At 64.0% G+C, this 21636-nt stretch carries 15 protein-coding genes; 9 read left to right on the forward strand and 6 right to left on the reverse strand.

Annotation, left to right across the window (positions count from 1 at the left end; all coding sequences use genetic code 11):
* Positions 1-51 precede the first annotated feature (51 nt).
* Entirely contained in the window at positions 52-942 is an 891-nt protein-coding gene (locus ACNPN0_RS09995) for an SPFH domain-containing protein (protein ID WP_105656190.1), read from the reverse strand.
* Positions 943-1075: 133 nt separating this feature from the next.
* Between ACNPN0_RS09995 and ACNPN0_RS10000 the strand changes: the two genes are divergently transcribed.
* On the forward strand, positions 1076-2065 hold the full coding sequence (locus ACNPN0_RS10000) for an aldo/keto reductase (RefSeq protein WP_105656191.1): 990 nt from the start codon (positions 1076-1078) through the stop codon (positions 2063-2065).
* 23 nt (positions 2066-2088) lie between these two features.
* Here ACNPN0_RS10000 and nirB read toward each other — a convergent pair whose 3' ends face one another.
* Positions 2089-4704 carry a nitrite reductase large subunit NirB gene (nirB, locus tag ACNPN0_RS10005; protein ID WP_448937773.1) on the reverse strand — a complete coding sequence of 872 codons (2616 nt, stop codon included), beginning with the start codon at positions 4702-4704 and terminating at the stop codon, positions 2089-2091.
* 358 nt (positions 4705-5062) lie between these two features.
* Here nirB and nirD point away from each other — a divergent pair, with 358 nt between their 5' ends.
* A complete protein-coding gene (nirD, locus tag ACNPN0_RS10010) occupies positions 5063-5440 on the forward strand; it encodes a nitrite reductase small subunit NirD (protein ID WP_105662151.1) in 378 nt (125 codons plus the stop codon).
* A gap of 263 nt (positions 5441-5703) precedes the next feature.
* Here nirD and ACNPN0_RS10015 read toward each other — a convergent pair whose 3' ends face one another.
* Genes ACNPN0_RS10015 through ACNPN0_RS10025 form a run of 3 tightly spaced genes read right to left on the reverse strand, consistent with a single transcriptional unit; the run spans position 5704 to position 10737 of the window.
* A complete protein-coding gene (locus ACNPN0_RS10015) occupies positions 5704-7194 on the reverse strand; it encodes an FAD-dependent oxidoreductase (protein ID WP_400341294.1) in 1491 nt (496 codons plus the stop codon).
* A complete protein-coding gene (locus tag ACNPN0_RS10020; RefSeq protein WP_448937772.1) occupies positions 7191-9326 on the reverse strand; it encodes a molybdopterin oxidoreductase family protein in 2136 nt (711 codons plus the stop codon). The genes ACNPN0_RS10015 and ACNPN0_RS10020 overlap by 4 nt, the downstream gene beginning before the upstream one ends.
* Before the next feature lies 1 nt (position 9327).
* A complete protein-coding gene (locus ACNPN0_RS10025) occupies positions 9328-10737 on the reverse strand; it encodes an MFS transporter (protein ID WP_105656195.1) in 1410 nt (469 codons plus the stop codon).
* A gap of 436 nt (positions 10738-11173) precedes the next feature.
* Here ACNPN0_RS10025 and ACNPN0_RS10030 point away from each other — a divergent pair, with 436 nt between their 5' ends.
* The 6 genes from ACNPN0_RS10030 (at position 11174) to ACNPN0_RS10055 (ending at position 18994) form a co-directional block, all read left to right on the forward strand.
* Complete coding sequence (locus ACNPN0_RS10030) at positions 11174-11659, forward strand: nucleoside deaminase (protein ID WP_105656196.1); 486 nt, start codon at positions 11174-11176, stop codon at positions 11657-11659.
* 12 nt (positions 11660-11671) lie between these two features.
* Positions 11672-13174: an NCS2 family permease gene (locus ACNPN0_RS10035; protein ID WP_332498715.1), complete on the forward strand. Its 1503-nt coding sequence runs from the start codon at positions 11672-11674 to the stop codon at positions 13172-13174.
* A 272-nt stretch (positions 13175-13446) separates the two neighbouring features.
* On the forward strand, positions 13447-14952 hold the full coding sequence (locus ACNPN0_RS10040) for a xanthine dehydrogenase small subunit (protein ID WP_448937771.1): 1506 nt from the start codon (positions 13447-13449) through the stop codon (positions 14950-14952).
* Positions 14949-17282 carry a xanthine dehydrogenase molybdopterin binding subunit gene (xdhB, locus tag ACNPN0_RS10045; RefSeq protein ID WP_448938893.1) on the forward strand — a complete coding sequence of 778 codons (2334 nt, stop codon included), beginning with the start codon at positions 14949-14951 and terminating at the stop codon, positions 17280-17282. Before ACNPN0_RS10040 ends, xdhB begins: the two co-directional genes overlap by 4 nt.
* 2 nt (positions 17283-17284) lie before the next feature.
* A complete protein-coding gene (xdhC, locus tag ACNPN0_RS10050; protein ID WP_448937769.1) occupies positions 17285-18103 on the forward strand; it encodes a xanthine dehydrogenase accessory protein XdhC in 819 nt (272 codons plus the stop codon).
* A gap of 126 nt (positions 18104-18229) precedes the next feature.
* Entirely contained in the window at positions 18230-18994 is a 765-nt protein-coding gene (locus ACNPN0_RS10055; RefSeq protein ID WP_105656202.1) for a hypothetical protein, read from the forward strand.
* Positions 18995-19106: 112 nt separating this feature from the next.
* On the opposite strand, the gene mmuM is transcribed toward ACNPN0_RS10055, so the two are convergent.
* The gene (mmuM, locus tag ACNPN0_RS10060; protein WP_448937768.1) at positions 19107-20054 is read right to left on the reverse strand and encodes a homocysteine S-methyltransferase; all 948 of its coding nucleotides are present in this window, start codon (positions 20052-20054) and stop codon (positions 19107-19109) included.
* Positions 20055-20184: 130 nt separating this feature from the next.
* Here mmuM and ACNPN0_RS10065 point away from each other — a divergent pair, with 130 nt between their 5' ends.
* The gene (locus ACNPN0_RS10065) at positions 20185-21633 is read left to right on the forward strand and encodes an amino acid permease (protein WP_105656203.1); all 1449 of its coding nucleotides are present in this window, start codon (positions 20185-20187) and stop codon (positions 21631-21633) included.
* Positions 21634-21636 lie beyond the last annotated feature (3 nt).

Consider the following 21636-nt stretch of genomic DNA (forward strand, 5'->3'; position numbering starts at 1 on the left):
CAAAACGCCCCAGTTCACAAGCGTGAACTGGGGCGTTTGGCGTGAAGGCTGCTACTGGTTGGAGTCCTTCTGCTTATCACCGGTCATGGTGATGGGCTGGACCCCAGAATTCGGGAAGCAGCCGATAGGGCTCTGGCCGGACTCCGCGACAATGTCCAAGCACTTGGACGTCAAGGTTTCCGGAGTCAGCGAGCGTTCCAGGATCTTGTTAGCTTCTGCTTCAGCGGTGCTGGTCTGCTTGCGCTGCTGGGCCACGCGGGTCTTGGCGGTTTCCGCCTGCAGCTCGTTGATGCGGTTCTGCGTCGGCTCGTCGAAGTTGATGATCGGCAAGGTAACCGAGCGGATCTCGATCTGGGTCTTGACCTTGGCCTGCATCTTTTCCTGAACGGACTTCGCTAGGCCTTCCAGGTCCTGGCCGCCGCTGGCCGGTTCGCCGTATTCCAGCGGATCATAGGTGGCCATGACCTCGTTCAAAGCGGCGCGGAAGTTGCGGTCGACGAGGTTGGACTGGATGCCCTCGAAGGTGCGGTAATCCAGGAACACGTCCATCGCATCGTCGGTCTTCAGCTGCCACTGGATCGAGGCGTCAACGTCGGCTCGGCCGTTGTTGCCCAGGCGAACCGGGATGGCGCTGCTGGCGGAGTAGACATCGTTCTGCACCGAGCCATCCAGCTTCTCGACCTTTTCCCATGGCCACTTCAGGTGGAAGCCGTTGCTCACCACGGAGGTTGGCTTGCCCAGCGCGACCTTCACGCCTACAGTGCGTGGCTGCACGATGGTGGTGGACATGATGGCCAGCACAATCAGCGAGACGATGAAGATGCTGATTCCGGTGAAGCGCGTGGAAGAGCGGTTCTTGTTTTCTGGCTTCATGGATTTGCTGGCAAGCATGACGAGCAATCCTACGACGGCGCAAATGACCGCAAGAATAGTGGGGAACATGATCTCCTCGATGGTGTGACGGTAATTTATATTCTATCGTTTAGATAATTGAGAACAAATTCAGACACCGCAACACGGAAATATGATCTGCCATCGACCGGAAATATGCACTGCGGGCACTAGACTCGGAGGCATGCAAAAACGAGAACTTGGACGTACCCACCGCAACGTGTCGGCCATTGGCCTGGGCACCTGGCAACTAGGCGCTGACTGGGGCTCGGTAGACGAGACCGACGCGCTTGCCGTACTCGATGCCGCCTACGAAGCCGGGGTGAACTTCTTCGACACCGCCGATGTCTACGGCGATGGCCGCAGCGAGCAGCTGATCGGCACTTGGCTGAAGGCCAACCCGGATGCCGGGGTCACCGTGGCCACCAAAATGGGCCGCCGTGTCGAGCAGCTGCCGGAGAACTACAACCTGGATGCCTTCCGCGCGTGGAATGACCGCTCCCGCAAGAACCTGGGCGTGGACACCCTGGACCTGGTCCAGCTGCACTGCCCGCCAACCCCGGTGTACTCCACCGATGCGATCTACGATGCGCTGGACACCATGGTGGATGAAGGCCGGATGGCCAACTACGGCGTTTCGGTGGAAACCGTGGATGAGGCGCTGGCGGCAATTGCCCGCCCGAACATTGCCACCGTGCAGATCATCATCAACGCCTTCCGCCACAAGCCGCTGGAAACCGTGCTTCCAGCAGCCCGCGAGGCAGGGGTGGGGATCATCGCCCGGGTGCCGCTGGCCAGCGGATTGCTGACTAACCGCTACACCCTGCAGACCGAGTTCGCCAAGGACGACCACCGCAACTTCAACCGCGACGGCTCCTCCTTCGACGTCGGGGAGACCTTCTCCGGCGTGGACTACGCCACCGGTCTTCAAGCCGCTGGCGAGTTCGCCAAGCTGGCTGCCGCCGAGGCGCCCGAAGCCACCAGTGCCCAGGTGGCTTTGGCTTGGCTGGCCGCCCAGGACGGGGTGAGCACCATCATCCCCGGAGCCCGCAACGCACAGCAGGCCCGCGCGAACGCGGCTGCCGGCTCGCTGCGGATCTCCGAGGGATTCAACGCCTCGGTCCGCGACCTCTACGACGCCAAGCTGCGCGAACAGATCCACCCGCGCTGGTAGGCAGCACGGGTGGGATGCCGTTCCTAGCCTTGCGGCGCCCCGACCGGGATGCTGGCACCTAGTGCCACCGGCTCGGCGGGGCGCTGCTGTCCGCGCTCGGAAACATATTCCAGCTCGGTATCCGGTGCGGCGGTGTTCACGAAGGAACGGAAGCGCTTGAGCTTCACCGGGTCGGCCAAGGTGGCGGCCCACTCGTCCTCGTAGTTGGCCACGTGGGTTTCCATGGCCGCTTCCAACTCGTCGGCCAGGCCCAGCGAATCCTCGATCACCACCTGCTTGGCCCGTTCCAATCCGCCATCCAGGTCCTGCAGCCAATGCGCGGTGCGCTGCAGCTTGTCCGCGGTGCGGATGTAGTACATCAGGTAGCGGTCGATGTACTTGAACAGCGTTTGATCATCCAGCCCGCCGGCCAGCAGTTGGGCATGGGCCGGGTTGGCGCCGCCGTTGCCGCCCACATACAGGTTCCAGCCATCGGTGGTGGCGATCACGCCGATGTCCTTGGCGCGGGCCTCGGCGCACTCGCGGGCACAGCCCGAAACGCCCATCTTCAGCTTGTGCGGTGCCCGCAGGCCCCGGTAGCGCAGCTCCATTTCGATGCCCAGCGCGGTGGAATCGAGCATGCCGTATCGGCACCAGGATGAACCGACGCAGGTCTTCACATTGCGCAGCGACTTGCCGTAGGCCTGGCCCGATTCGAAGCCGGCGTCCACCAGCTCGCGCCAGATCTCGGGCAGCTGCTCCAAGCGGGCGCCGAACATGTCGATGCGCAGGCCGCCGGTGAGCTTGGTGTACAGGCCGTATTTCTGCGCCACCGCTGCAATCACGCCGAGCTTCTCGGGGGTGATCTCCCCGCCCGGGATGCGCGGCACCACCGAGTAGGTGCCGTCCTTCTGCATATTGGCCAGCACGCGGTCGTTGGTGTCCTGGGCGCCGGCAAGACCTGCATCCATCGGGTGGGCGCTGGTCTGCGAGGAGAGGATATTGGCGATCACCGGCTTGCAGATATCGCAGCCCTGGCCGGTGCCGAAGCGTTCCATCACCTCGCCGATGGCCTGCAACCCGGCCACGCGGATGGCTTCGTAGAGCTCCGGACGGGAGAAGGAAATATGCTCGCACAGGGCGGTGGAAACTTCCGCGCCGTCCTTGAGCATCTGCGCTTCCATGAGCTTCTTGAGCATCGGCACGCAGGACCCGCACTGGGTGCCGGCACGGGTGCACCCCTTCAACCCGGAAACGGTGGTCACCGGAGCTTCGCCCTCGAAACAACCACAACCGGAAACGGCATCGCGGATGGTGCCGGCGGTGACCGAATTGCAGGAGCACAGCACCGCATCATCGGGCAGTTCGCCCTCCGGCGCTTCGCCGCCCAAGGCGCTGAGGTACGCGCCTGGTTCGCCGGGCAGCTCCCGTCCGAGTAAAGGACGCAGCGACTGGTACGGGGTGGCATCGCCAACGAAAATGCCGCCGAGCAGTGTGTTGGCATCGGAGGAAACCACGAGCTTCTGGTACAGGCCACGCGGGGCATCGGCATAGACCACTTCCAGCGCCCCCTCGGCGCGGGCGAAGCCATCGCCGAAGCTGGCCACATCCACACCGGAGAGCTTGAGCTTGGTGGCGGTGTCGAAGCCAGCGAATTCGGCTTCGCCCCCGGCCAGCTGTTCGGCCACTATTTCCGCCATGGCGTTGGCCGGAGCGACCAGGCCGATGCAGAAACCCTCGTAGTTCGCGACCTCGCCGATAGCCCAGATGTGCTCGATATCGGTGGCGCAATGCGCGTCGATGACCACGCCGCCGCGGGGGCCCATGCCGAAACGGGGTGCCGGGCTTCCTGCTTCGTCAAGGGCCGCGTTGTAATTGCGGATCAGTTCATCGCGGGGACGAACACCGATCGAAACGACCACCATATCCGCATCGATGGTGCGTTCATCAGCCATCAGCACGCCGGTGACAGCCGTGCTGCCGGACTCCTGGCTGGTCAGGATTTCCTGCGGGAAAACGCCGTTGTGGACGGTGAATCCGGTTTGCTCGATGAGCCGGCCCATGGCTTGGCCAGCGCCTTCATCCAGCTGGGTGCCCATCAGCCATTTGCCGCCATCAATGACCACTGCCTCCGCACCCAGTGCTTGGGCACCCGCGGCAGCTTCCAAACCGAGCAGCCCGCCACCGATGGTAGCTACCACCGGGGTGCGGCCCAGGGAAGCTGAAAGTTCCTTGACCTTCTGCGCGATGGACCAGACATCTTCCAGCGTGCGGTACACAAAGGTGTGCTCGTTGCCGGCGATTGGCAACGTGGCCGCGTTGGAACCGGTGGCCAGCACCAATTCGTCGTAGCTGAAAATGCGTCCGTCTTCCGTGGTGACCGTGCGCTTGGTGCTGTCGATAGCGATGGCCTTGGCGTTGGTTTCCAAGGTGACATGCTCGGCTTCCCAGAGCTTCGGATCGCCGAGGGTGAGATCGACTCTGGGGTTGGTCAACGCCTGGGAGAGCGCCACGCGATCATAGGGAAGGTGGGTTTCTTCGGTCAATACCGTGATGCTCAGATCCTGCGGTGCGCGGCTGGCCAGGGCTTCGGTGAAGCGGTGGGCTGCGGGACCGCCGCCGATAACCAGGATGTTGCGTGCATTGTGTGGAGTACCCATGATCAATTTCGACTTTCGCTGGGAAACGGTGAGTTTCAGGCTGATGAGTCCACTGTAGAAAGCATGCTTTGCGCCGCAATTACCCTTGTGTTTCGGCCGGAGCAATTCTCTCCACCATCAGACGAAAGCCGGGTGAAGCGGCTGAAACAAATTCGAATCATTCGCAATGGGCAATCGTTGCGCAAAGGCAATTGGACAGGATAAACCAGCGGATTTCCGGGAGAATCCAGGATTCACGGTGCCCATTTTTGCTGTTAGGCATGCTTTACGGACTGGCAACGGCTGGAAGCATCGGGCGAAACATGCGGCTTCTAAGCTCGGTATGTCAGCAGATGCCAACCACGAAGGGCTTACGTTCATGAGCACGCAAATTGCAGAAGACACCCGTGAAGCTACTTTGAGCTTGGCTCCGCTTTGCCGCAGTGCAGAGCTGGAGCGTGGATGGGGAGAAGCGCTGTGGCTCGAGGCCACACAGCTAGCCCTGTTCCGTACCGAAGAAGATGCCTTCTACGCAACCTCGCATCACTGCCCGAACAGCGGCGCGAAGGTCATGGCCCGCGGCATTCTGGGCGACACCATGGTCGAAGGAACCAGCGTGGCCACCGTTGCCTGCCCGCTGCACAAGGAAGTGTACCGACTGGATACCGGCGAATGCCTGAACGCCGATTCGCTGCCGCTGCCAGTGCAGCGGCTCATGGAAATCGAGGGACAGCTATGGATGGAGCAGAGCAAATGAGTATCAAATCAGATCGCAGCCTGAACGTCGAGCATTCGGCCTGGCAAGGCTGGTACGAACTGAACGACGAGACGGATTCGCTTGCAACCAACTAGCTCCGGCTATCGCATTTTCCAGCGGCGGCGTGCAAGAATAAGGCAACTCGCATCATCATCCAAACGCAGGGACGAAAGCTCACGGCTTTCGTCCCTGCGATTTTGCGTTCCGGCCGGGCATAGGCAAGGGCGGCCAGCTAGCTGGGAGCCGACCGCCCATTGGAGTCATTACGCCAGGGCAGGCGCCTTGGCCAGCAACTCTTCGATCTTCGCTTTGCACCCGCCGCATCCGGTGCCCGCACGGCAGTTCTCGCCGACCTCGGCGACGGTGGTGCAACCAGCGCCTACAGCATAGGCTACCTGGCCGTAGGTAGCGCCCGAACAGCGGCACAGCTGATCATCATCGCTGGGGGTAGCCGCGATTTGATCCGTTGCCGGATCATCCAGCCGCAAGAGGGCCGAACGGTCTTCAGGCAACGCGGTGGCCCGTTCATAGGCCAGCACGAGTTCGGCACTGGTTTGCGGCAATCCCATGGCCAGGAATCCGGTGACCGTATCCTGCCGGGTGACGATCTTCAGGTACCGTCCGCGCGCAGGATCTGCATAGACGGTTGCCTGCAGATCGGTATCGTCCCAATAACCGGCGCTGATATCGCCGGCGGCAGTCAGCTCGATGCCTTGTCCCTTGAGCATCAATACATCAGAAGCAGAGAAGTCCGGGGCAGCAAGCGGCTCGGAGCCAGAGGAACCAGCCAGCCGCAACAACTGCTGGGACAACCATGCGGCTTGGGCCCAGCCCGGGGCCAGCAATCCGACCGGTGGCTGTCCTGCAACTTCGGCACAGTCACCGAGGGCGAAAATTCGCTGCTCGGTATCGGCGCAAAGGAATTCATCAGTCTTAATACCGCGGCCCACCGGTAATCCGCAGCCCGAGGCCAGCTCTGTTCTGGCTCTCACACCCGTGGAAATGAGCAGGGCATCAGCCTGGATCAGTCCGTGGGCGGAAGTCATCAGGCCGGTGAAACCCTGTGCATCCTTCTGAATGCCACTGGCCTTCGCACCAGGGATCACCTCGACACCTGCTTCACGCAGATTACGCGTCAGCAGCGCCCCTCCATCCGCATCCACGACGCGTCCCAAGGGGGCCGGACCGTGATGCACCAGCACCGCCTGCGCCCCGGTACGCGCAATGGCCAACGCCGCCTCAATGCCCAGAACACCGCCGCCGAGAATCAAAATGCGCTGGCCAAGATCGATAGATTTGCGCAGCTGGTGGGCGTCATCCACCGTGCGCAGGGCGAAAACTCCGGCTGGCAGTGAAGCATCAGCGTGCGGATCGAAATTCAGGCCGTTGAGCGTGGGGATCACCGCTCGGGCGCCAGTGGCGAAAACAAGCCGGTCGTAGGACACATAGTCATTGCCGCCCAGATGGATCCGGCGCCGTGAGCGATCGATGCCGGTAGCCTGCACGCCCAAGCGCACGTCGACTCCGGCATCGGCCAGGCGTTGCGGATCCACCATGCCCAAATGCCCGAACTCGGCGGCTCCCACTGCCAGTTCAGCGAGCAGCACACGGTTGTAGGCCAGGTGGTCTTCGGCGCTGATGATGGTGATGGCGCAGTGGCCGGCCGCCGCTGCCGGGAGCAGCCCTTCGACAAGGGACGCGGCGACGGGGCCGAAGCCGATGATGATAATGCGTTGCGGGCGTTGCTCGTTCATTGTTCCTCTTTCACAGCGCTCAGCGAAACATGGGCGTGCTTGAATTCCGGCATCTTGCTGTACGGGTCGACCTTCGCCTCGGTCAGCAGGTTTGCGGTACCGGAATCCGGGTAGTGGAAGGGCAGGAAGACCGTGTCCAGCCGGGCATCAGCGGTCAGCAGCGCGCGGGCGGTGACTTCACCGCGTTCATTGCTGATCACGACCTTCTGCCCCTGGGCAATCTGGTGGGCCAGGGCGGTTGCCGGATGGATTTCCAGCAGCGGTTCCGGAGCGGCCTGGGCCAGCTCGGGGACCCGGCGCGTCTGGGCGCCAGACTGGTAGTGCTCCAGCAGCCGGCCGGTCACCAGGGACACGGCCGCGTTGTTCTTCCGGGGTTCCGGTTGGAAAGCAACTGGCACCAGCACTGCACGCCGATCCGCATGCGCAAAACCGTCAAGGAATAGCCGAGGGGTTCCATTGCGGATGCCGCGCCCGGCCTTCACTTCGGTGCCTGCAGGGCACGGCCAGTAGATGGCCGCCCCGGCATCGAGGTCATCCCAACGCACCCCCGAGTAGTCCGCCAGGCCACCGGCCGAAGCCAATTTGAGTTCTTCGAAAACTTCCCGTGGATCGGGGGAGAAGTGGCCGGGAGCATCCAGCCGCTGGGCGAGCTGGGCGAGGATCCACAGTTCGCCGCGCGCATGTTCCGGTGCCGCCAAGGCAGCGCGGCGGCGCAGGATCCGCCCCTCCAAGTTGGTCATGCTGCCTTCTTCTTCAGCCCATTGCAGCACCGGCAAGACCAGGTCCGCTTGGGCTGCGGTCTCCGAGAGGAAAAAGTCGCAGACCACCAGGAAATCCAGCCTGGACAGTGCGTGGATCACGCGCGACGCATCGGGTGCGGAGATCACCGGGTTGGCCCCGTGGACCATCAGCATGCGCGGACCGGTGGGGGTACCTAGCGCGTCGAGGAGTTCAACGGCGGGAAGCCCGGGACCGGGAATGGTTTCGGGGTCAACACCCCAGACGCGGGCTACCTGCGCACGGTGTTCCGGGTCGGTGATCTTGCGGTAGCCGGGAAGCTGGTCGCACTTTTGCCCGTGTTCCCGACCGCCCTGCCCGTTGCCCTGGCCGGTGATGGTGCCGTAGCCGCCGGCCAGGGTTCCGGGCAAGCCGAGCAGCAGCGCGAGGTTGATCGCGGCGGTGACAGTATCGGTGCCGTTGGAATGCTGCTCGATGCCGCGGCCGGTGAGGATGTAGAGGGGCTTGCCGCCGGCCTTCGCTTCGCTGGCCGCCTGGGCCAGGGCCCGGGCGGTGTGCCGGATCTGCTCGGCAGGAACGCCGGTGACCTGGGCGGTGCGTTCTGGCCACCAGCTGGCCAAGGAGGCTTTCACTGCATCGAAACCGTTAGTGCGGGCGGCCAAGTAGCTGGTGTCGGCCAGGGACTCGGCCACCAGCACGTGGGCCAAGCCCAGCAGCAGCGGTAGGTCGGTGGCCGGGGTCGGCTGCAGGTGCCAGCCAGCATTATCGGCGCAGAGCTTGGCTGTAGCTGAACGGCGCGGATCAACCACGATCAGCCCGCCGTTCTCACGGGCTCCGGCCAGATGCCGGACAAAGGGCGGCATCGTATCGGCCACGTTGGAACCGAGCATCAGGATCATCCCGGCCGAATCCAGATCAGCCAGCGGGAAAGGCAATCCCCGGTCCAAGCCGAAGGCGCGGTTGGTGCCGGCGGCTGCCGAGGACATGCAGAACCGTCCGTTGTAGTCGATGCGCGAGGTACCCAGGGCAAGCCGCGCGAACTTGCCCAGCTGGTAGGCCTTTTCATTGGTCAGCGACCCGGAACCGAAGACCGCGAGTGCGTTGGCTCCGGATTCGGCCCGGATGCCCAGCGCCTTTTCGGCAACCAGATCCAGCGCATGCTCCCAGCTAACCGGGGCAAAGCTTCCATCGGGCTGGCGGAGCAGGGGTGATTGCAGGCGTTCTGGGTGATCGAGCAGCGTGGCGGCGCTATAGCCTTTGCGGCACAGCGCCCCGCCATTGGTCTCGAAGTCCCGTCCCCTCAGGCTCACCGGTTCGGTGCCGTGATCCTGCTGGTTGGATTCCAAGGTGATGCCGCACTGCAGGGCGCAATAGGGGCAATGAGTGTCGGTCATCCTAGACTCCGTGCTGGGCGAAACGGGTGCCTGAGCGTGCATAGGCGAACCATGCGGTGGCCATGAGCAGCAGGTAGACCGCGATGAAGATGATGAACGCCGTGGTGTAGGCGCCGGTGCTGGATAAGGACAGTCCCAAGGCCTGGGGAATCAGGAAGCCGCCGTAGGCGCCAATGGCCGAGATCAAACCGAGAGCGGCGGCCGCCTTGCGCGAAGAATCCACCTGGCTTGCCTGTTTTCCCTCGTCGCTCAGGGCAAAGACTGCCGGGATCATGCGGTAGGTCGAGCCATTGCCGATGCCGCTTGCGGTGAAGAGCAGCAAGAACAGGAATAGAAACATCCAGAAGTTGGCCCGTGGCAGGCTGAGCACTAGCGCAGCGGTAATCAAGGCCATGGCTCCGAAAGTCGCCACGGTGATGCGTGCGCCGCCGAGCTTGTCAGCGATCTTGCCTCCGTATGGACGGGCCAGGGACGCGACCAGCGGGCCAAGGAAGGCCAAGGTGATGGTTGCGGTGCCCAACGGCAAGGCCGCGTATTCGGGGAAAGTGTCAACGATCAGCTTGGGGAATACTGCCGAGAATCCGATGAAGGAGCCGAAGGTTCCCACATACAGTGCGGAGATGATCCACAGGTGCTTTACCTTCAGGCAGGCAATGGCGCCGCGGATATCTGAGCGGGCCGACGACAGGTTGTGCATGTATTTCCAGGCACCCCATGCGGAGAGCAGAATCAACGGGATCCAGAGCATCCCTGCCAGCGGAAGCTGCAACGCCCCGGCGGCGAAGACCGTGACAATGACCGGTACAAGCAGCTGGGCGACCGCCGCGCCGAGGTTGCCGCCGGCGGCGTTGAGGCCCAACGCCCATCCCTTGCGGGAAGCGGGGTAGAAATAGGTGATATTAGCCATCGAGGAAGCGAAATTTCCGCCGCCGAAGCCGGTCAGCGCCGCAAGGCTGAGCATGACCCAGAATGGCGTGGACGGATCAGCCAGGGCCAGCGAAATGCCGCCGGCCGGAATCAGCAGGAGCAGCGCGGAAATGACCGTCCAGTTGCGCCCGCCGAAACGGGCCACCATGAACGTGTAGGGGATGCGCAAGGTGGCACCGACGAGGCTCGGGATGGAGATCAGCCAGAACAGCTGCGTGGTGCTGTAGCTGAATCCCGCTACTGGAAGATAGACCACGACAATGGCGAAAAGCTGCCAAACGCTGAATCCGAGGAACTCGGCGAAGATGGACCACTTGAGGTTTTGGCTGGCTACCGCAGATCCGGTGCGCTTCCAGAATTCTGGATCCTCCGGGGTCCAGTTGCTGACCCAGCGTCCCGGTTGCACTTGCAGTGCCTGCGATGTGTCAGATGCTTCTAACTGTGCGCTCACGTTATCCGATCCCTTCTCTAGCACTTGATGCATCTGAGCTTCTCAAAGAGGTATTTCGCCTAGGTGCTCAGGTTGTTGCGCCGAAGGGAACTTAAATTCACCCGCCGGATCGGTGCGCCGATAGGCGGCTGTAATGTGTTGGAAACCCGAGCGCCGGGGCAAGGATCCAGCTTCGGGAGTCGCGGCGCTGGAGGGAGGGGCCAGTCCCGTCGGATCGCTGCTAGTGGGAGAGGGGATGAGCGGCAAGACGGCAAGTTTTTGTTCATGATGCGAAAAAGAGATTTCAAAAGAATTGTTGCGTGCGTCACAATCCGCTGATAATCTCGTAGCTGTCTATGGCGGGCACCCACCTGATGGGTCGCTATCTACCGGGCATGCAACTGATCGATTTCAGGTGACAAGCGCAACCGGTAGCTAGCGCCAAGCAGCGCGCTGCGGTTCTCTTGTCCAAAGCATGAGGAGCCACGCGATGAGCGTTACTACCACTGGCCAAGACTATCTTTCGATGGCCATCGATATTGCCACCACAAATGTCCACAACGCCGGCGGGCCTTTCGGCGCCGTCGTGGTCGCCCCCGACGGCCAGGTCTTCGAAGGGGTCAACCGCGTCACGGCCAACAATGATCCATCGGCGCACGCCGAAGTGGTGGCCATCCGTACCGCGGCCGCCGCCTTGGGGACCTTCGACTTGAGCGGCTGCGTGCTCTACAGCAGCTGCGAACCCTGCCCAATGTGCCTGGCCACCTCGCTGTGGGCACGCATCGGCAAGGTCTTCTTCGCGGCCAACAGGCATGATGCGGCTGCCGCCGGATTCGACGACGCGGTGTTCTACGACTACTTCGAAGCAAAATCCAACCGCTCGCTGATGCCGGTGAACTGCTTCCAGTCCGAAGGCGGCGAGCACCTGTTGCCGTTCAAGGCATGGGATTCGCAAGAATCCCGGACCGACTACTAAAGGTCCAGGACCATGACCACGACAAGTCGCTTGCCAGCTGGCCCCCAGGGCACGCAGCGCGGCAGCAAGCCGCGCCGGCCGGGTGGGCCGGGCGGCATCCTGGATGCGTTCTTCAGCATCACCGAACGCGGGTCCACGCTGGCGCGGGAATTGCGCGGCGGGATCGTCACCTTCTTCACGATGGCCTACATCGTGATCCTCAACCCGCTGATCCTCGGCGGATTCAGCGCCGAGGCCGCACCCGTGGATGTGGCCGGCAACTGGCTTCCGGCCGCGCAGGTCGGGGCCATGACCTCGCTGACTGCCGGGGCCATGACCATCCTGTTCGGGCTGATCGCCAACCTGCCCTTCGGCCTGGCCGCCGGGCTGGGCATCAACTCCTTCCTAGCCGTCTCGGTGATCCAGGACGTCACCTGGCCCGAGGCCATGGGACTGGTGGTGGTCAACGGCGTGCTGATCGTCCTGTTCGGGATGACCGGGGTGCGCACCGCGATCTTCCGGGCCATCCCCAAGGATCTGAAGGCCGCCATTACGGTGGGCATCGGGCTGTTCATCACCTTCATCGGGTTCGTGGACTCCGGCTTCGTCACCCGTACCGCCGCCGGGCCTCCGGTGCAGCTGGGCGATGGCGGGTCGATCGTCTCGATCCCGACCATGGTCTTCGTGGTGGGCCTGCTGATCATGGGCGCGCTGGTGGCCCGCGGGGTGCAGGGCGCGATCCTGATCGGCATCGTGATCTCCACGGTGCTGGCGATGATCGCCGAGCTGGTGTTCAGGATCGGGCCAGCCGGCGCGGATAACCCGCATGGCTGGCACCTGAACATGCCGGTGCTGCAGGGAAATATCGTCTCGTTGCCGGATTTGTCGCTGGCCGGGGAGTTCGACCTGTTCGGATCCTTCGGGCGGATCGGCGCGCTGGCGGCGACGATGCTGGTGTTCACCTTGGTGTTCACGAACTTCTTCGACGCCATGGGCACCATGACCGGACTGGCCAAGAATGCCGGTCTGGCGCGCAAGGACGGCACCTTCCCGCGGCTGAAGGCCGCGTTCGTGGTCGAGGGCCTGGGCGCGGTGGCCGGAGGCATGGGCTCGTCCTCCTCCAATACCGTCTACGTGGATTCGGCGGCCGGCATCGGGGAAGGAGCGCGCACCGGGCTGGCTTCGGTCATCACCGGCGTGCTGTTCCTGGGTTCGATGTTCTTCACGCCGCTGACCTCCGTGGTTCCCATCGAGGTGGCTGCCGCGGCACTGGTTCTGGTGGGCACCTTGATGTGCGCGCAGATCCGCGAGATCAACTTCAAGCGGTTCTCCAGCGCCATGCCGGCGTTCCTCACCCTGATCACCATGCCGTTGACCTACTCCATTGCCAATGGCATTGGCGCAGGGTTCATCGCCTGGGTGGTGGTGAACACCGCGGCCGGGCGGTATGCCAAGATCCACCCGCTGCTGTGGGTGGTGGCGCTGGGCTTCCTGGTGTACTTCGCACGGGGCCCGATTACGGCCCTACTGGCCTGAGTTGATACGGGCTATAGTAAGGATCCACTGAGGTGAGGTGGCTCACCTTGATGGTTTGCATGGATGTGAATGATCCGAATTCTGGAGGGTAATCATGGGCGGATGCCTCGCCTGGTCCAAGGGCCAGATAGCGCACGGAAACTGATCCCGCCGCAACACGCGGCGGCGCCCTGGACGAGCCTGGAACCTCCGGCAGGGCGCCAGATCCCACCCATCATCCAATTCATTCATGGTGCGTCCGGCGATACCCGGGCGCAGGAGGTGTCAACGGCATGAGCGCCGAGGCAACGCAAGAGACAAAATGCCTGGTTACGGTCAACGGAAAGGTCCGGGAATTCGACGGGCCGCCGCATACCAACGCGCTGGATTTCCTGCGCGGGCAGCAATTGATCGGATGCAAGGAAGGCTGTGCCGAGGGCGAGTGCGGCGCCTGCTCGATCCTGGTGGCCCGCAGCGATGGGGAAGGCAGCAGGTGGACGGCGGTCAACGCCTGCCTGCTGCCGGCCGCGGCGCTCGACGGCCAGGAGATCATCACCTCCGAAAGGCTGGGCAGCGTCGCGGCGCTGCATCCGGTGCAGGAAGAGATGGCCAACCGCGGCGGATCCCAGTGCGGTTATTGCACCCCCGGATTCGTCTGCTCCATGGCCGCCGAATACTACCGCCCCGAGCGGACCGCCAATCCCGCAGTCAGCGCGGGTGATGGCGGGGAGCACGAGTGCGGACCGAATGGATTCGACCTGCACGCGCTGTCGGGCAATCTCTGCCGCTGCACCGGATACCGCCCGATCCGCGACGCCGCCTACGCGCTGGGCGAGCCCGAGCCGGATGACCCGCTGACTGCCCGGACCCAGCACCGGGCCCCGGCACCGGTGGCCACCGACATCCAGCGCGCCGATACCCCTACCGGGGACCTGGGCCGCTTCCGCCGGCCGGCGGACCTGGACCAGGCACTGCAGATCCTGTCAACCGAACCGCAGACCGTACTGGTGTCCGGTGCCACCGACTGGGGCGTGGAGGTCAACATCAAGGGCGCCCGCGCCCGCTCGGTGCTGGCCATCGACCGGCTGCCCGAGCTGCGCCAGATCCACTGGAACGAGCAGTACCTTGAATTGGGTGCAGGCTGCACCCTGAGCGAACTGGAACGCAAGCTCGCCGGGCAGGTTCCGCTGCTCTCCCAGCTCTTCGGGCAGTTCGCGTCAAGGCTGATCCGCAATAGCGCAACCATCGGCGGCAATCTGGGGACCGGATCGCCCATTGGCGACACCCCGCCGGCGCTGCTGGCGCTGGAGGCCGAGCTGGTCCTTTCCAGCATCCGCGGCAACCGGATGGTGGCGCTTTCGGACTACTTCACCGGCTACCGGCAGACCGTGCGCGAGCCGGGAGAGATGATCACCGCGATCCGCATCCCGTTGCCGCTGGCGCCGCTGACCAGCTTCCAGAAGATTTCCAAGCGGCGCTTCGATGACATCTCCTCGGTAGCCATCGGCTATGCGCTCACGGTGTCGGACGGCATGATCACCACGGCGCGGATCGGGCTGGGCGGCGTGGCCGCAACCCCGCTGCGCGCCGTGGCCACCGAAGCACTGTTGGAAGGCCAGCCGTGGAACCTGGAAACCATCCGGGCCGCGGCACGCACCATGGGCACCGAAGGAACCCCGATGGATGACCACCGGGCCAGCGCCAACTACCGCAAGGCCATGCTGGCCTCCTCGCTTGAACGGTTCTATGCCCAGCAGCTTGAACGCAGCTTGGAAGCAGGACAGGAGCAGAACTCATGAGCCAGCTATCCCAACGCCCCGACGCTCCGGTAGTCGGCCAGCGCCACCGCCACGAATCGGCGGCCGCGCACGTTACCGGCACCGCGTTGTATACCGACGACCTGGCCGCGCGTCTGGCCGGGGTCCTGCATGCCTACCCGGTGCAGTCCACCTGCGCCCATGGAAAAATCCTGGGCCTGGATGCCAGCGCGGCACAGCAGGTACCCGGGGTGGTCCGGGTCATCACCGCGAAAGACATCCCCGGGGTCAATGACCAGGGCGCCAAGCACGACGAACCGCTGCTCCCGGTGGAAGAAGTCATGTTCTTCGGCCAGCCGGTGGCGTGGGTCCTGGGCGAAGACCTGGAAGCTGCCAAGGCCGGGGCCAAGGCGGTGCGCGTGGAGTACGAACCGCTGGACTCGCTGATCACCATCAAGGACGCGATCGAGGCCAACAGCTTCCACGGCATCCAGCCCGAGATCTCCAAGGGAGATCCGGAGGCAGCCTTCGCGCAGGCGGCCCACGTTTTCGAGGGCGATTTCGAGTTCGCCGGCCAGGAGCACTTCTATCTGGAAACCCAGAACTCGCTGGCGATCGTGGATGAGAGCGGGCAGATCATGATCCACTGCTCCACCCAGCACCCCACCGAAACCCAGGACATCGTCTCGCATGTGCTGGGCATCGGCGCCCACGAGGTCACCGTGCAGGTATTGCGCATGGGAGGCGGCTTCGGCGGCAAGGAAATGCAGCCCCATGGCTATGCCGCGGTGGCGGCCCTCGGTGCGGTGCTCACCGGACGGCCGGTGCGGGTGCGGCTGGACCGCACCCTGGACATGACCATGACCGGCAAGCGCCACGGATTCCATGCAACCTGGAAAATCGGCTTCGACGGGCAGGGCAAGATCCTGGCCCTGCAGGCCCAGCTGACCGCTGACGGCGGGTGGAGTCTGGATCTGTCCGAACCGGTGCTGACCCGCGCGATGTGCCATATCGACAATTCCTATTGGATCCCGAATATCAGGGTTAACGGGCGCATCGCCAAATGCCATAAGACCTCGCAGACCGCGTTCCGCGGCTTCGGCGGTCCGCAGGGCATGCTGGTCATGGAAGACATCCTGGGCCGGGTGGCCCCGCAGCTGGGATTGGACGCCCGGGAACTGCGCCGCCGCAATTTCTACACTCAGGGACAGGACACCCCGTACTACCAGCCGGTCCGGCATCCCGAGCGCTTGGAGGCTGCTTGGAGCCAGCTGCTCGGCTCGGCAGATATCGCCGCGCGCGAGGAGCAGATCGCAGAATTCAATGCCGGGCACGAGCACGCCAAAAGGGCGCTGGCGATGACGCCGGTGAAATTCGGCATCTCCTTCAACCTCACCGCCTTCAACCAGGGCGGCGCGTTGGTGCTGGTCTACAAGGACGGTTCGGTGCTGGTCAACCACGGCGGCACCGAAATGGGACAGGGCCTGCATACCAAGATGCTGCAGGTGGCCGCCACCGCCTTGGGCGTGCCGCTATCCAAGGTGCGCATTGCCCCTACGCGCACCGACAAGGTGCCCAATACCTCGGCCACCGCAGCCAGTTCGGGCAGCGACCTGAACGGCGGCGCGGTCAAGGATGCGTGCGAGCAGATCCGCGGCCGGCTCGCGCAGGTGGCCGCCGGAAAATTGGGGGTTCCGGCGCAAGATCTGCGCTTCAGCCGCGGCAGGGTCACCGCGCTGGGCAAGAGCGAATCGCTGGGTTGGGAAGACGTGGTCAACGCCGCGTACTTCCAGCGGGTCCAGCTTTCGGCCGCCGGCTTCTACCGGACCGAAGGGCTGCATTGGGACCTGTCGCGGATGACGGGCAGCCCGTTCAAGTACTTCTCCTACGGGGTGGCGGCCAGCGAGGTGGAAGTCAGCGGCTTTGACGGCTCCTATGTGCTGCGCCGCGTGGATATCGTCCATGATGTGGGCGATTCGCTCTCGCCGCTGGTGGATCTGGGGCAGATCGAGGGAGGGTTCGTGCAGGGGGCTGGCTGGCTGACCCTGGAGGATTTGCGCTGGGACACCTCCGATGGCCCGGGCCGCGGACGGGTGGCCACCCAAGCCGCGAGCACCTACAAGATCCCGAGCTTCTCCGAGATGCCTGACGTCTTCAACGTCAGCTTGCTGGACAAGGCGCATGAGGAAGGCGCGGTCTACGGTTCCAAGGCCGTGGGAGAACCGCCGCTGATGCTCGCCTTCTCGGTGCGCGAGGCACTGCGTCAGGCCATTGCCTCCTTCGGCCGCTCCGGGCGTTCGGTGCCGCTGGCGTCCCCGGCGACTCCGGAAGCGGTGTTCTGGGCGATCGAAGCGGCGCGGGAGGAGCGGTAGCCATGCTGTCGTGGATTGAAGCTGTCACCGCGCTGCGCAATGAACGGCGTCCCGCGGTGCTGGCCACCATCACCGCGGTGCGCGGGCATGCCCCACGCGAGGCCGGCGCGAAAATGGTGATTGCCAGCCAGGAGATCTTCGGAACCATCGGCGGGGGCAACCTGGAAATGGCGGCCATGGAACGGGCCCGGCAGATGATCAGCGCGGGCGGGAACCAGCCGCAGAGCATCACCATGAAGCTCAGCGACAAGGCCCCGGCCAAGTACGGCAGGCAATGCTGCGGCGGCGAGATCACGGTGCTGCTAGAGCCCTTGCCGGTTCCTGCCACGGTGGCGATCTTCGGGGTGGGAAATGTGGGCATGGAATTGGCCCGCATTCTCGCCCGCCATGACCTGGAGCTGCATCTGGTTGATTCGCGCCCGGAATTCCTGGAGGACCTGCCGGCCCTTGCACCGAGCGTGGCGCGGATCCATTCGGCGGTGGCGGTGCTCGGGGAGCAGGTGCTCAGCTGCCTGCCGGAGGGAACGCACGTGCTGATCATGACGCACGATCATGCCGAGGATTTCCACCTGTGCGATGCCGCGTTGCGCCACCCGGGCTTGGGATCGATTGGATTGATCGGGTCGAGTGCCAAGTGGGCCCGCTTCCAGAAGAATCTGCGTGCCAGCGGCTTCAGCGACGAACAGATCGCGGCGATCCAGTGCCCCATTGGGATCGAGCAGGTGCGGGGCAAGCAGCCGGCGGTGATTGCGGTGTCCGTGGCTGCCGACTTGCTGGCGAGGATCACGTCCGGGGCAAAGCAGCCGGTGCGCAGCGCCTAGATGCGGGGCCGACGGGCGATTATGAGAATTGTCTAACGTGGGGAACAAGGAGCAATGCCGGGGAGTTTAAACAGGGGAGAGCGGTGCTTCGTGCACCGCGCCCGCAACGTCTAGGAGGCCAATTCCATGTCCATGTTCGACAAGCTGCTGCGCAAGGGCAAGCAAATGGCCGGCGAGTACGTCCGGGAACAGCTCAACCAGCGCGGCTCCAATAGCAATCAGCGCGGCTCCAATAACCAGCAACGCGGCTACCAGCAGAATCCCGGCGGCTACCAGCAGCAGCCGCAGCACCAGAACTACGGCGAGCGCGGCTACGGCAACCAGCCGGCCTCGGCACCGTCGCGCGAGGATCAGGCCGCGATCGAGAAGTACCGCTACATGCTCCGTACCGCTCCGCCGCAGGATATGGAACGCGCCCACGCCGAGGCTTTCGCCCGGCTGACCCCGCAGCAACGCGAACTGCTGCATCATGAGCTCTCCGAGCAGTTGCCGCCAGCAGAACGCCCGATGAGCCAGGACCCAAGGGACCTGGCCCGTTCGGCAACCCGCGCGGAGATGTCGCGTCCCGGGTTCATGGACAAGATCTTGGGTTCCGGCGGCAAGGGACGGGGCATGGGCATGGCTGCCGGCGCGGCCGGCGGCTTGGGTGTTGGCCTGCTCGGCGGCGTGGCAGGTGCGTTCATCGGCACGGCCATTGCTGGACCGCTGCTTGATGGTTTCGCCGGCATCGGCGAAGAGTTCGGTTCCATGGCCGAGGGCCTGGGCGATACCGTATCCGGTGCCGGGGAACAGCTCTCCGCGGCCGGTGAAGGCCTGGGCGGCCAGGCCGAAGGCATGTTCGGGGACTTCCTCGGCGGTGCCGGTGGGGACTTCGGCGACTTCGAGTTCTAGTAACTGGTCTCAAGCCGGCAGCAACTGCGTGTTGCTGCCGGCTTTTTCGCGCGCTGTCCAGGCCTGCGGACAAGCCGCTGGCTCAGCGGAAGCCGAAGTGCCTGGAAGGGCTTTAGCCGGGCTGGACGGCTTCGCGGACCCGGGTGATCTGTCCCGGGGTGACCTGGCAGCAACCGCCGATCAGGCGAGCGCCTGCGGCCACGAGTTCGGGAACCGCTCCGGGCAAATCATTGCCTTCAGTTCCTGGGACCCACACACGAGCTTCGTGGTCCCAAATTTCTCCGCTATTCGGGTAGGCCAACAGCGGCAAGCCGGTTTCTTCTCCCAGGATCTGCAACGCGGCCACCGCTTGGGGTACCGGGCAGCAGTTCACGCCGACTGCGTCCCACACACCGGATTCCTGAACGATTCCGGCCACGACTCGAAGATCGGTGCCATCGCCCAGAACCACTCGGCCTTGATCATCGGCGCGCACCGCAAGGCTGAGCAACGCCGGCAGTTGCAGCTCCCGAGCCAATACGGTCAATGCTTCTGCTTCTGCCAGGCTTGGCACGGTTTCAAAGATGACCAGATCGGCACCGGCATCAGCCAGGATTTCCAAGCGCTTGCGGTGCCAGTTAGCCAGCTCGGAGGCCGTCTTGCGATAGGCGCCGTCGTATTCGGTCCCGGCGCCCGGTCCGGCACCGTAGGGCCCCACCGAGGCGGCCACCCAGCGTGCTGTGTCCGTGCGCCCAGCGCTGGAGGCTTCTCGCGCCAGGCGCACGCTGGTGCGCAGCATTTGTTCCATCTGCTGCTCGGAGCCCACCTGAGCCAGGCCGTCATAGCTGACCTGGTAGGAGCAAGTCGTGGCAACTTGGGCACCGGCAGCGAAAAAGTCCTGGTGCGCCGCGCGGACCTCTTCGGGGCGGTCCATGAGGATCTGCGCTGACCACAGGTGCCCGGTCACGTCATTGCCGCGATCGGCCAGATGGGTGCCGAGACCGCCGTCGAGGATGATTGGCGGGCTGCCTTCGGCGCGCAATGCGTCACGGAAATTGCTGGGGTGGTTTGGGGTATGCACGTCATCGAGGGTACACGGCGAGTGCTTGGATGACCGACCTTGACGCCGTGTGACCACAGATGACATGCCCGTCCGGGACTGCCGTCCAAGCTCGATATCCTGCAAGCGCATTCATTCCACAAGGAGCCCCATGACCGAGAGCATCGTCAGCACCAACGAGACTGCACCAGCCGATTCCGGACTGCTAAGAACCATGACCTCGCGTCATCTGGTGATGATCGCTTTGGGCGGGGTGATCGGCTCGGGCCTGTTCGTTTCCTCCGGATACACCATTGCCCAAGCCGGGCCGCTGGGCGCGGTGCTGGCCTATGCAGTCGGAGCCTTGGTGGCCTACATGGTGATGAGCGGGCTGGGAGAGCTATCGGCGCGGCATCCGGTGGCAGGAGGATTCCATGCACACGCCACCCGTGATCTTGGACCAGCGTGGGGTTTTGCTACGGCGTGGCTCTACTGGCTGTGCTGGGCGGTAGCCCTGGCCAGCGAATTCACCGCAGCCGGGCTGCTGATGCAACGTTGGTTCCCCTCGATTTCCGTCTGGGTCTTCTCACTGGTTTTCGCTGCTTTGCTGTTTGCGCTGAATGCGACTTCATCGCGGGTCTTCGGCGAAACCGAATTCTGGTTTGCGCTGATCAAGGTGGCGGCGGTGCTGCTGGTGATTGTCGTTGGCGCCGCCACGATCATCGGCATCAACCCGGCCAGTGACGCCGGCGTGATTGGCCTGTCCAACTTCAGCACCGAAGGGGGACTGTTCCCTGCGGGGATTACCGGAGTACTGGTCACCGTCCTCTCGGTGTTCTACGCATTCAGCGGTACCGAGCTGATCGGCGTAGCGGCCGGCGAGGCGAAGAACCCGCAGCTGAGCATTCCGCGGGCCATCCGCACCGCCGTGGTTCGCTTGGCGGTGTTCTTCATCGGTGCCATCGTGGTCGTAGCCGCAATTATCCCGTTTGCCGAGGCGGGCGCGAATGAGAGTCCGTTCGTCACGGTCCTGGATGTCGCCGGCCTGCCAGCCGGTGCGGACATCATGAACTTCGTGATCATCACCGCCCTGCTCTCGGCAGGCAACTCCGGACTGTACTCATGCGCTCGCATGCTGCATTCCATGGGAGCCGCAGGCCAGGCGCCCAAAGCCCTGTCCAAGACCAACAGCAGGGGCATTCCGATGCTGGCCCTGAGCCTGTCGATCCTCGGCGGACTGGTATCGCTGTTCTCCAGCTTCATCGCGGCGCAGTCGCTCTTCATGGCTTTGGTATCCATTGCCGGGTTTGCGGTAGTAGCGGTGTGGATCGTGATCTGTGCATCGCATCTGTCGTTCCGCCGGCACTACGTAGCCCTGCATGGATCCACCGATTCCCTGCCCTATCGGGCACCATTGTTCCCGATTCTGCCGATCATCGCCTTGGTGCTGCTTGGCGCTTCGCTGGTGGGCGTGGCTTTTGATCCAGTGCAGCGTCCAGCACTGTACTTCGGTGTTCCGTTCACCCTTGCCTGCTTGGCCTATTACCGCTGGCGCCATGGCGCTGGGGTGTTCAGCCCGCAGCGTGAAGCCGAAAGTGCGGGATCGTTCGCGGGAAACTGAACC

The sequence above is a fragment of the Glutamicibacter sp. AGC84 genome (genome assembly GCF_053543575.1).

Excerpts from the sequence above, each read along its gene's own strand:
- ACNPN0_RS10025 (WP_105656195.1), bottom strand. The coding sequence starts at position 10,737 with ATGCATCAAGTGCTAGAGAAGGGATCGGATAACGTGAGCGCACAGTTA.
- xdhC (WP_448937769.1), top strand. The coding sequence starts at position 17,285 with ATGCTGTCGTGGATTGAAGCTGTCACCGCGCTGCGCAATGAACGGCGT.
- nirB (WP_448937773.1), bottom strand. The coding sequence starts at position 4,704 with ATGGGTACTCCACACAATGCACGCAACATCCTGGTTATCGGCGGCGGT.
- ACNPN0_RS10055 (WP_105656202.1), top strand. The coding sequence starts at position 18,230 with ATGTCCATGTTCGACAAGCTGCTGCGCAAGGGCAAGCAAATGGCCGGC.
- nirD (WP_105662151.1), top strand. The coding sequence starts at position 5,063 with ATGAGCACGCAAATTGCAGAAGACACCCGTGAAGCTACTTTGAGCTTG.
- ACNPN0_RS10030 (WP_105656196.1), top strand. The coding sequence starts at position 11,174 with ATGAGCGTTACTACCACTGGCCAAGACTATCTTTCGATGGCCATCGAT.
- ACNPN0_RS10040 (WP_448937771.1), top strand. The coding sequence starts at position 13,447 with ATGAGCGCCGAGGCAACGCAAGAGACAAAATGCCTGGTTACGGTCAAC.
- ACNPN0_RS10065 (WP_105656203.1), top strand. The coding sequence starts at position 20,185 with ATGACCGAGAGCATCGTCAGCACCAACGAGACTGCACCAGCCGATTCC.
- ACNPN0_RS10020 (WP_448937772.1), bottom strand. The coding sequence starts at position 9,326 with ATGACCGACACTCATTGCCCCTATTGCGCCCTGCAGTGCGGCATCACC.
- ACNPN0_RS10015 (WP_400341294.1), bottom strand. The coding sequence starts at position 7,194 with ATGAACGAGCAACGCCCGCAACGCATTATCATCATCGGCTTCGGCCCC.
- ACNPN0_RS10035 (WP_332498715.1), top strand. The coding sequence starts at position 11,672 with ATGACCACGACAAGTCGCTTGCCAGCTGGCCCCCAGGGCACGCAGCGC.
- ACNPN0_RS10000 (WP_105656191.1), top strand. The coding sequence starts at position 1,076 with ATGCAAAAACGAGAACTTGGACGTACCCACCGCAACGTGTCGGCCATT.
- ACNPN0_RS09995 (WP_105656190.1), bottom strand. The coding sequence starts at position 942 with ATGTTCCCCACTATTCTTGCGGTCATTTGCGCCGTCGTAGGATTGCTC.
- xdhB (WP_448938893.1), top strand. The coding sequence starts at position 14,949 with ATGAGCCAGCTATCCCAACGCCCCGACGCTCCGGTAGTCGGCCAGCGC.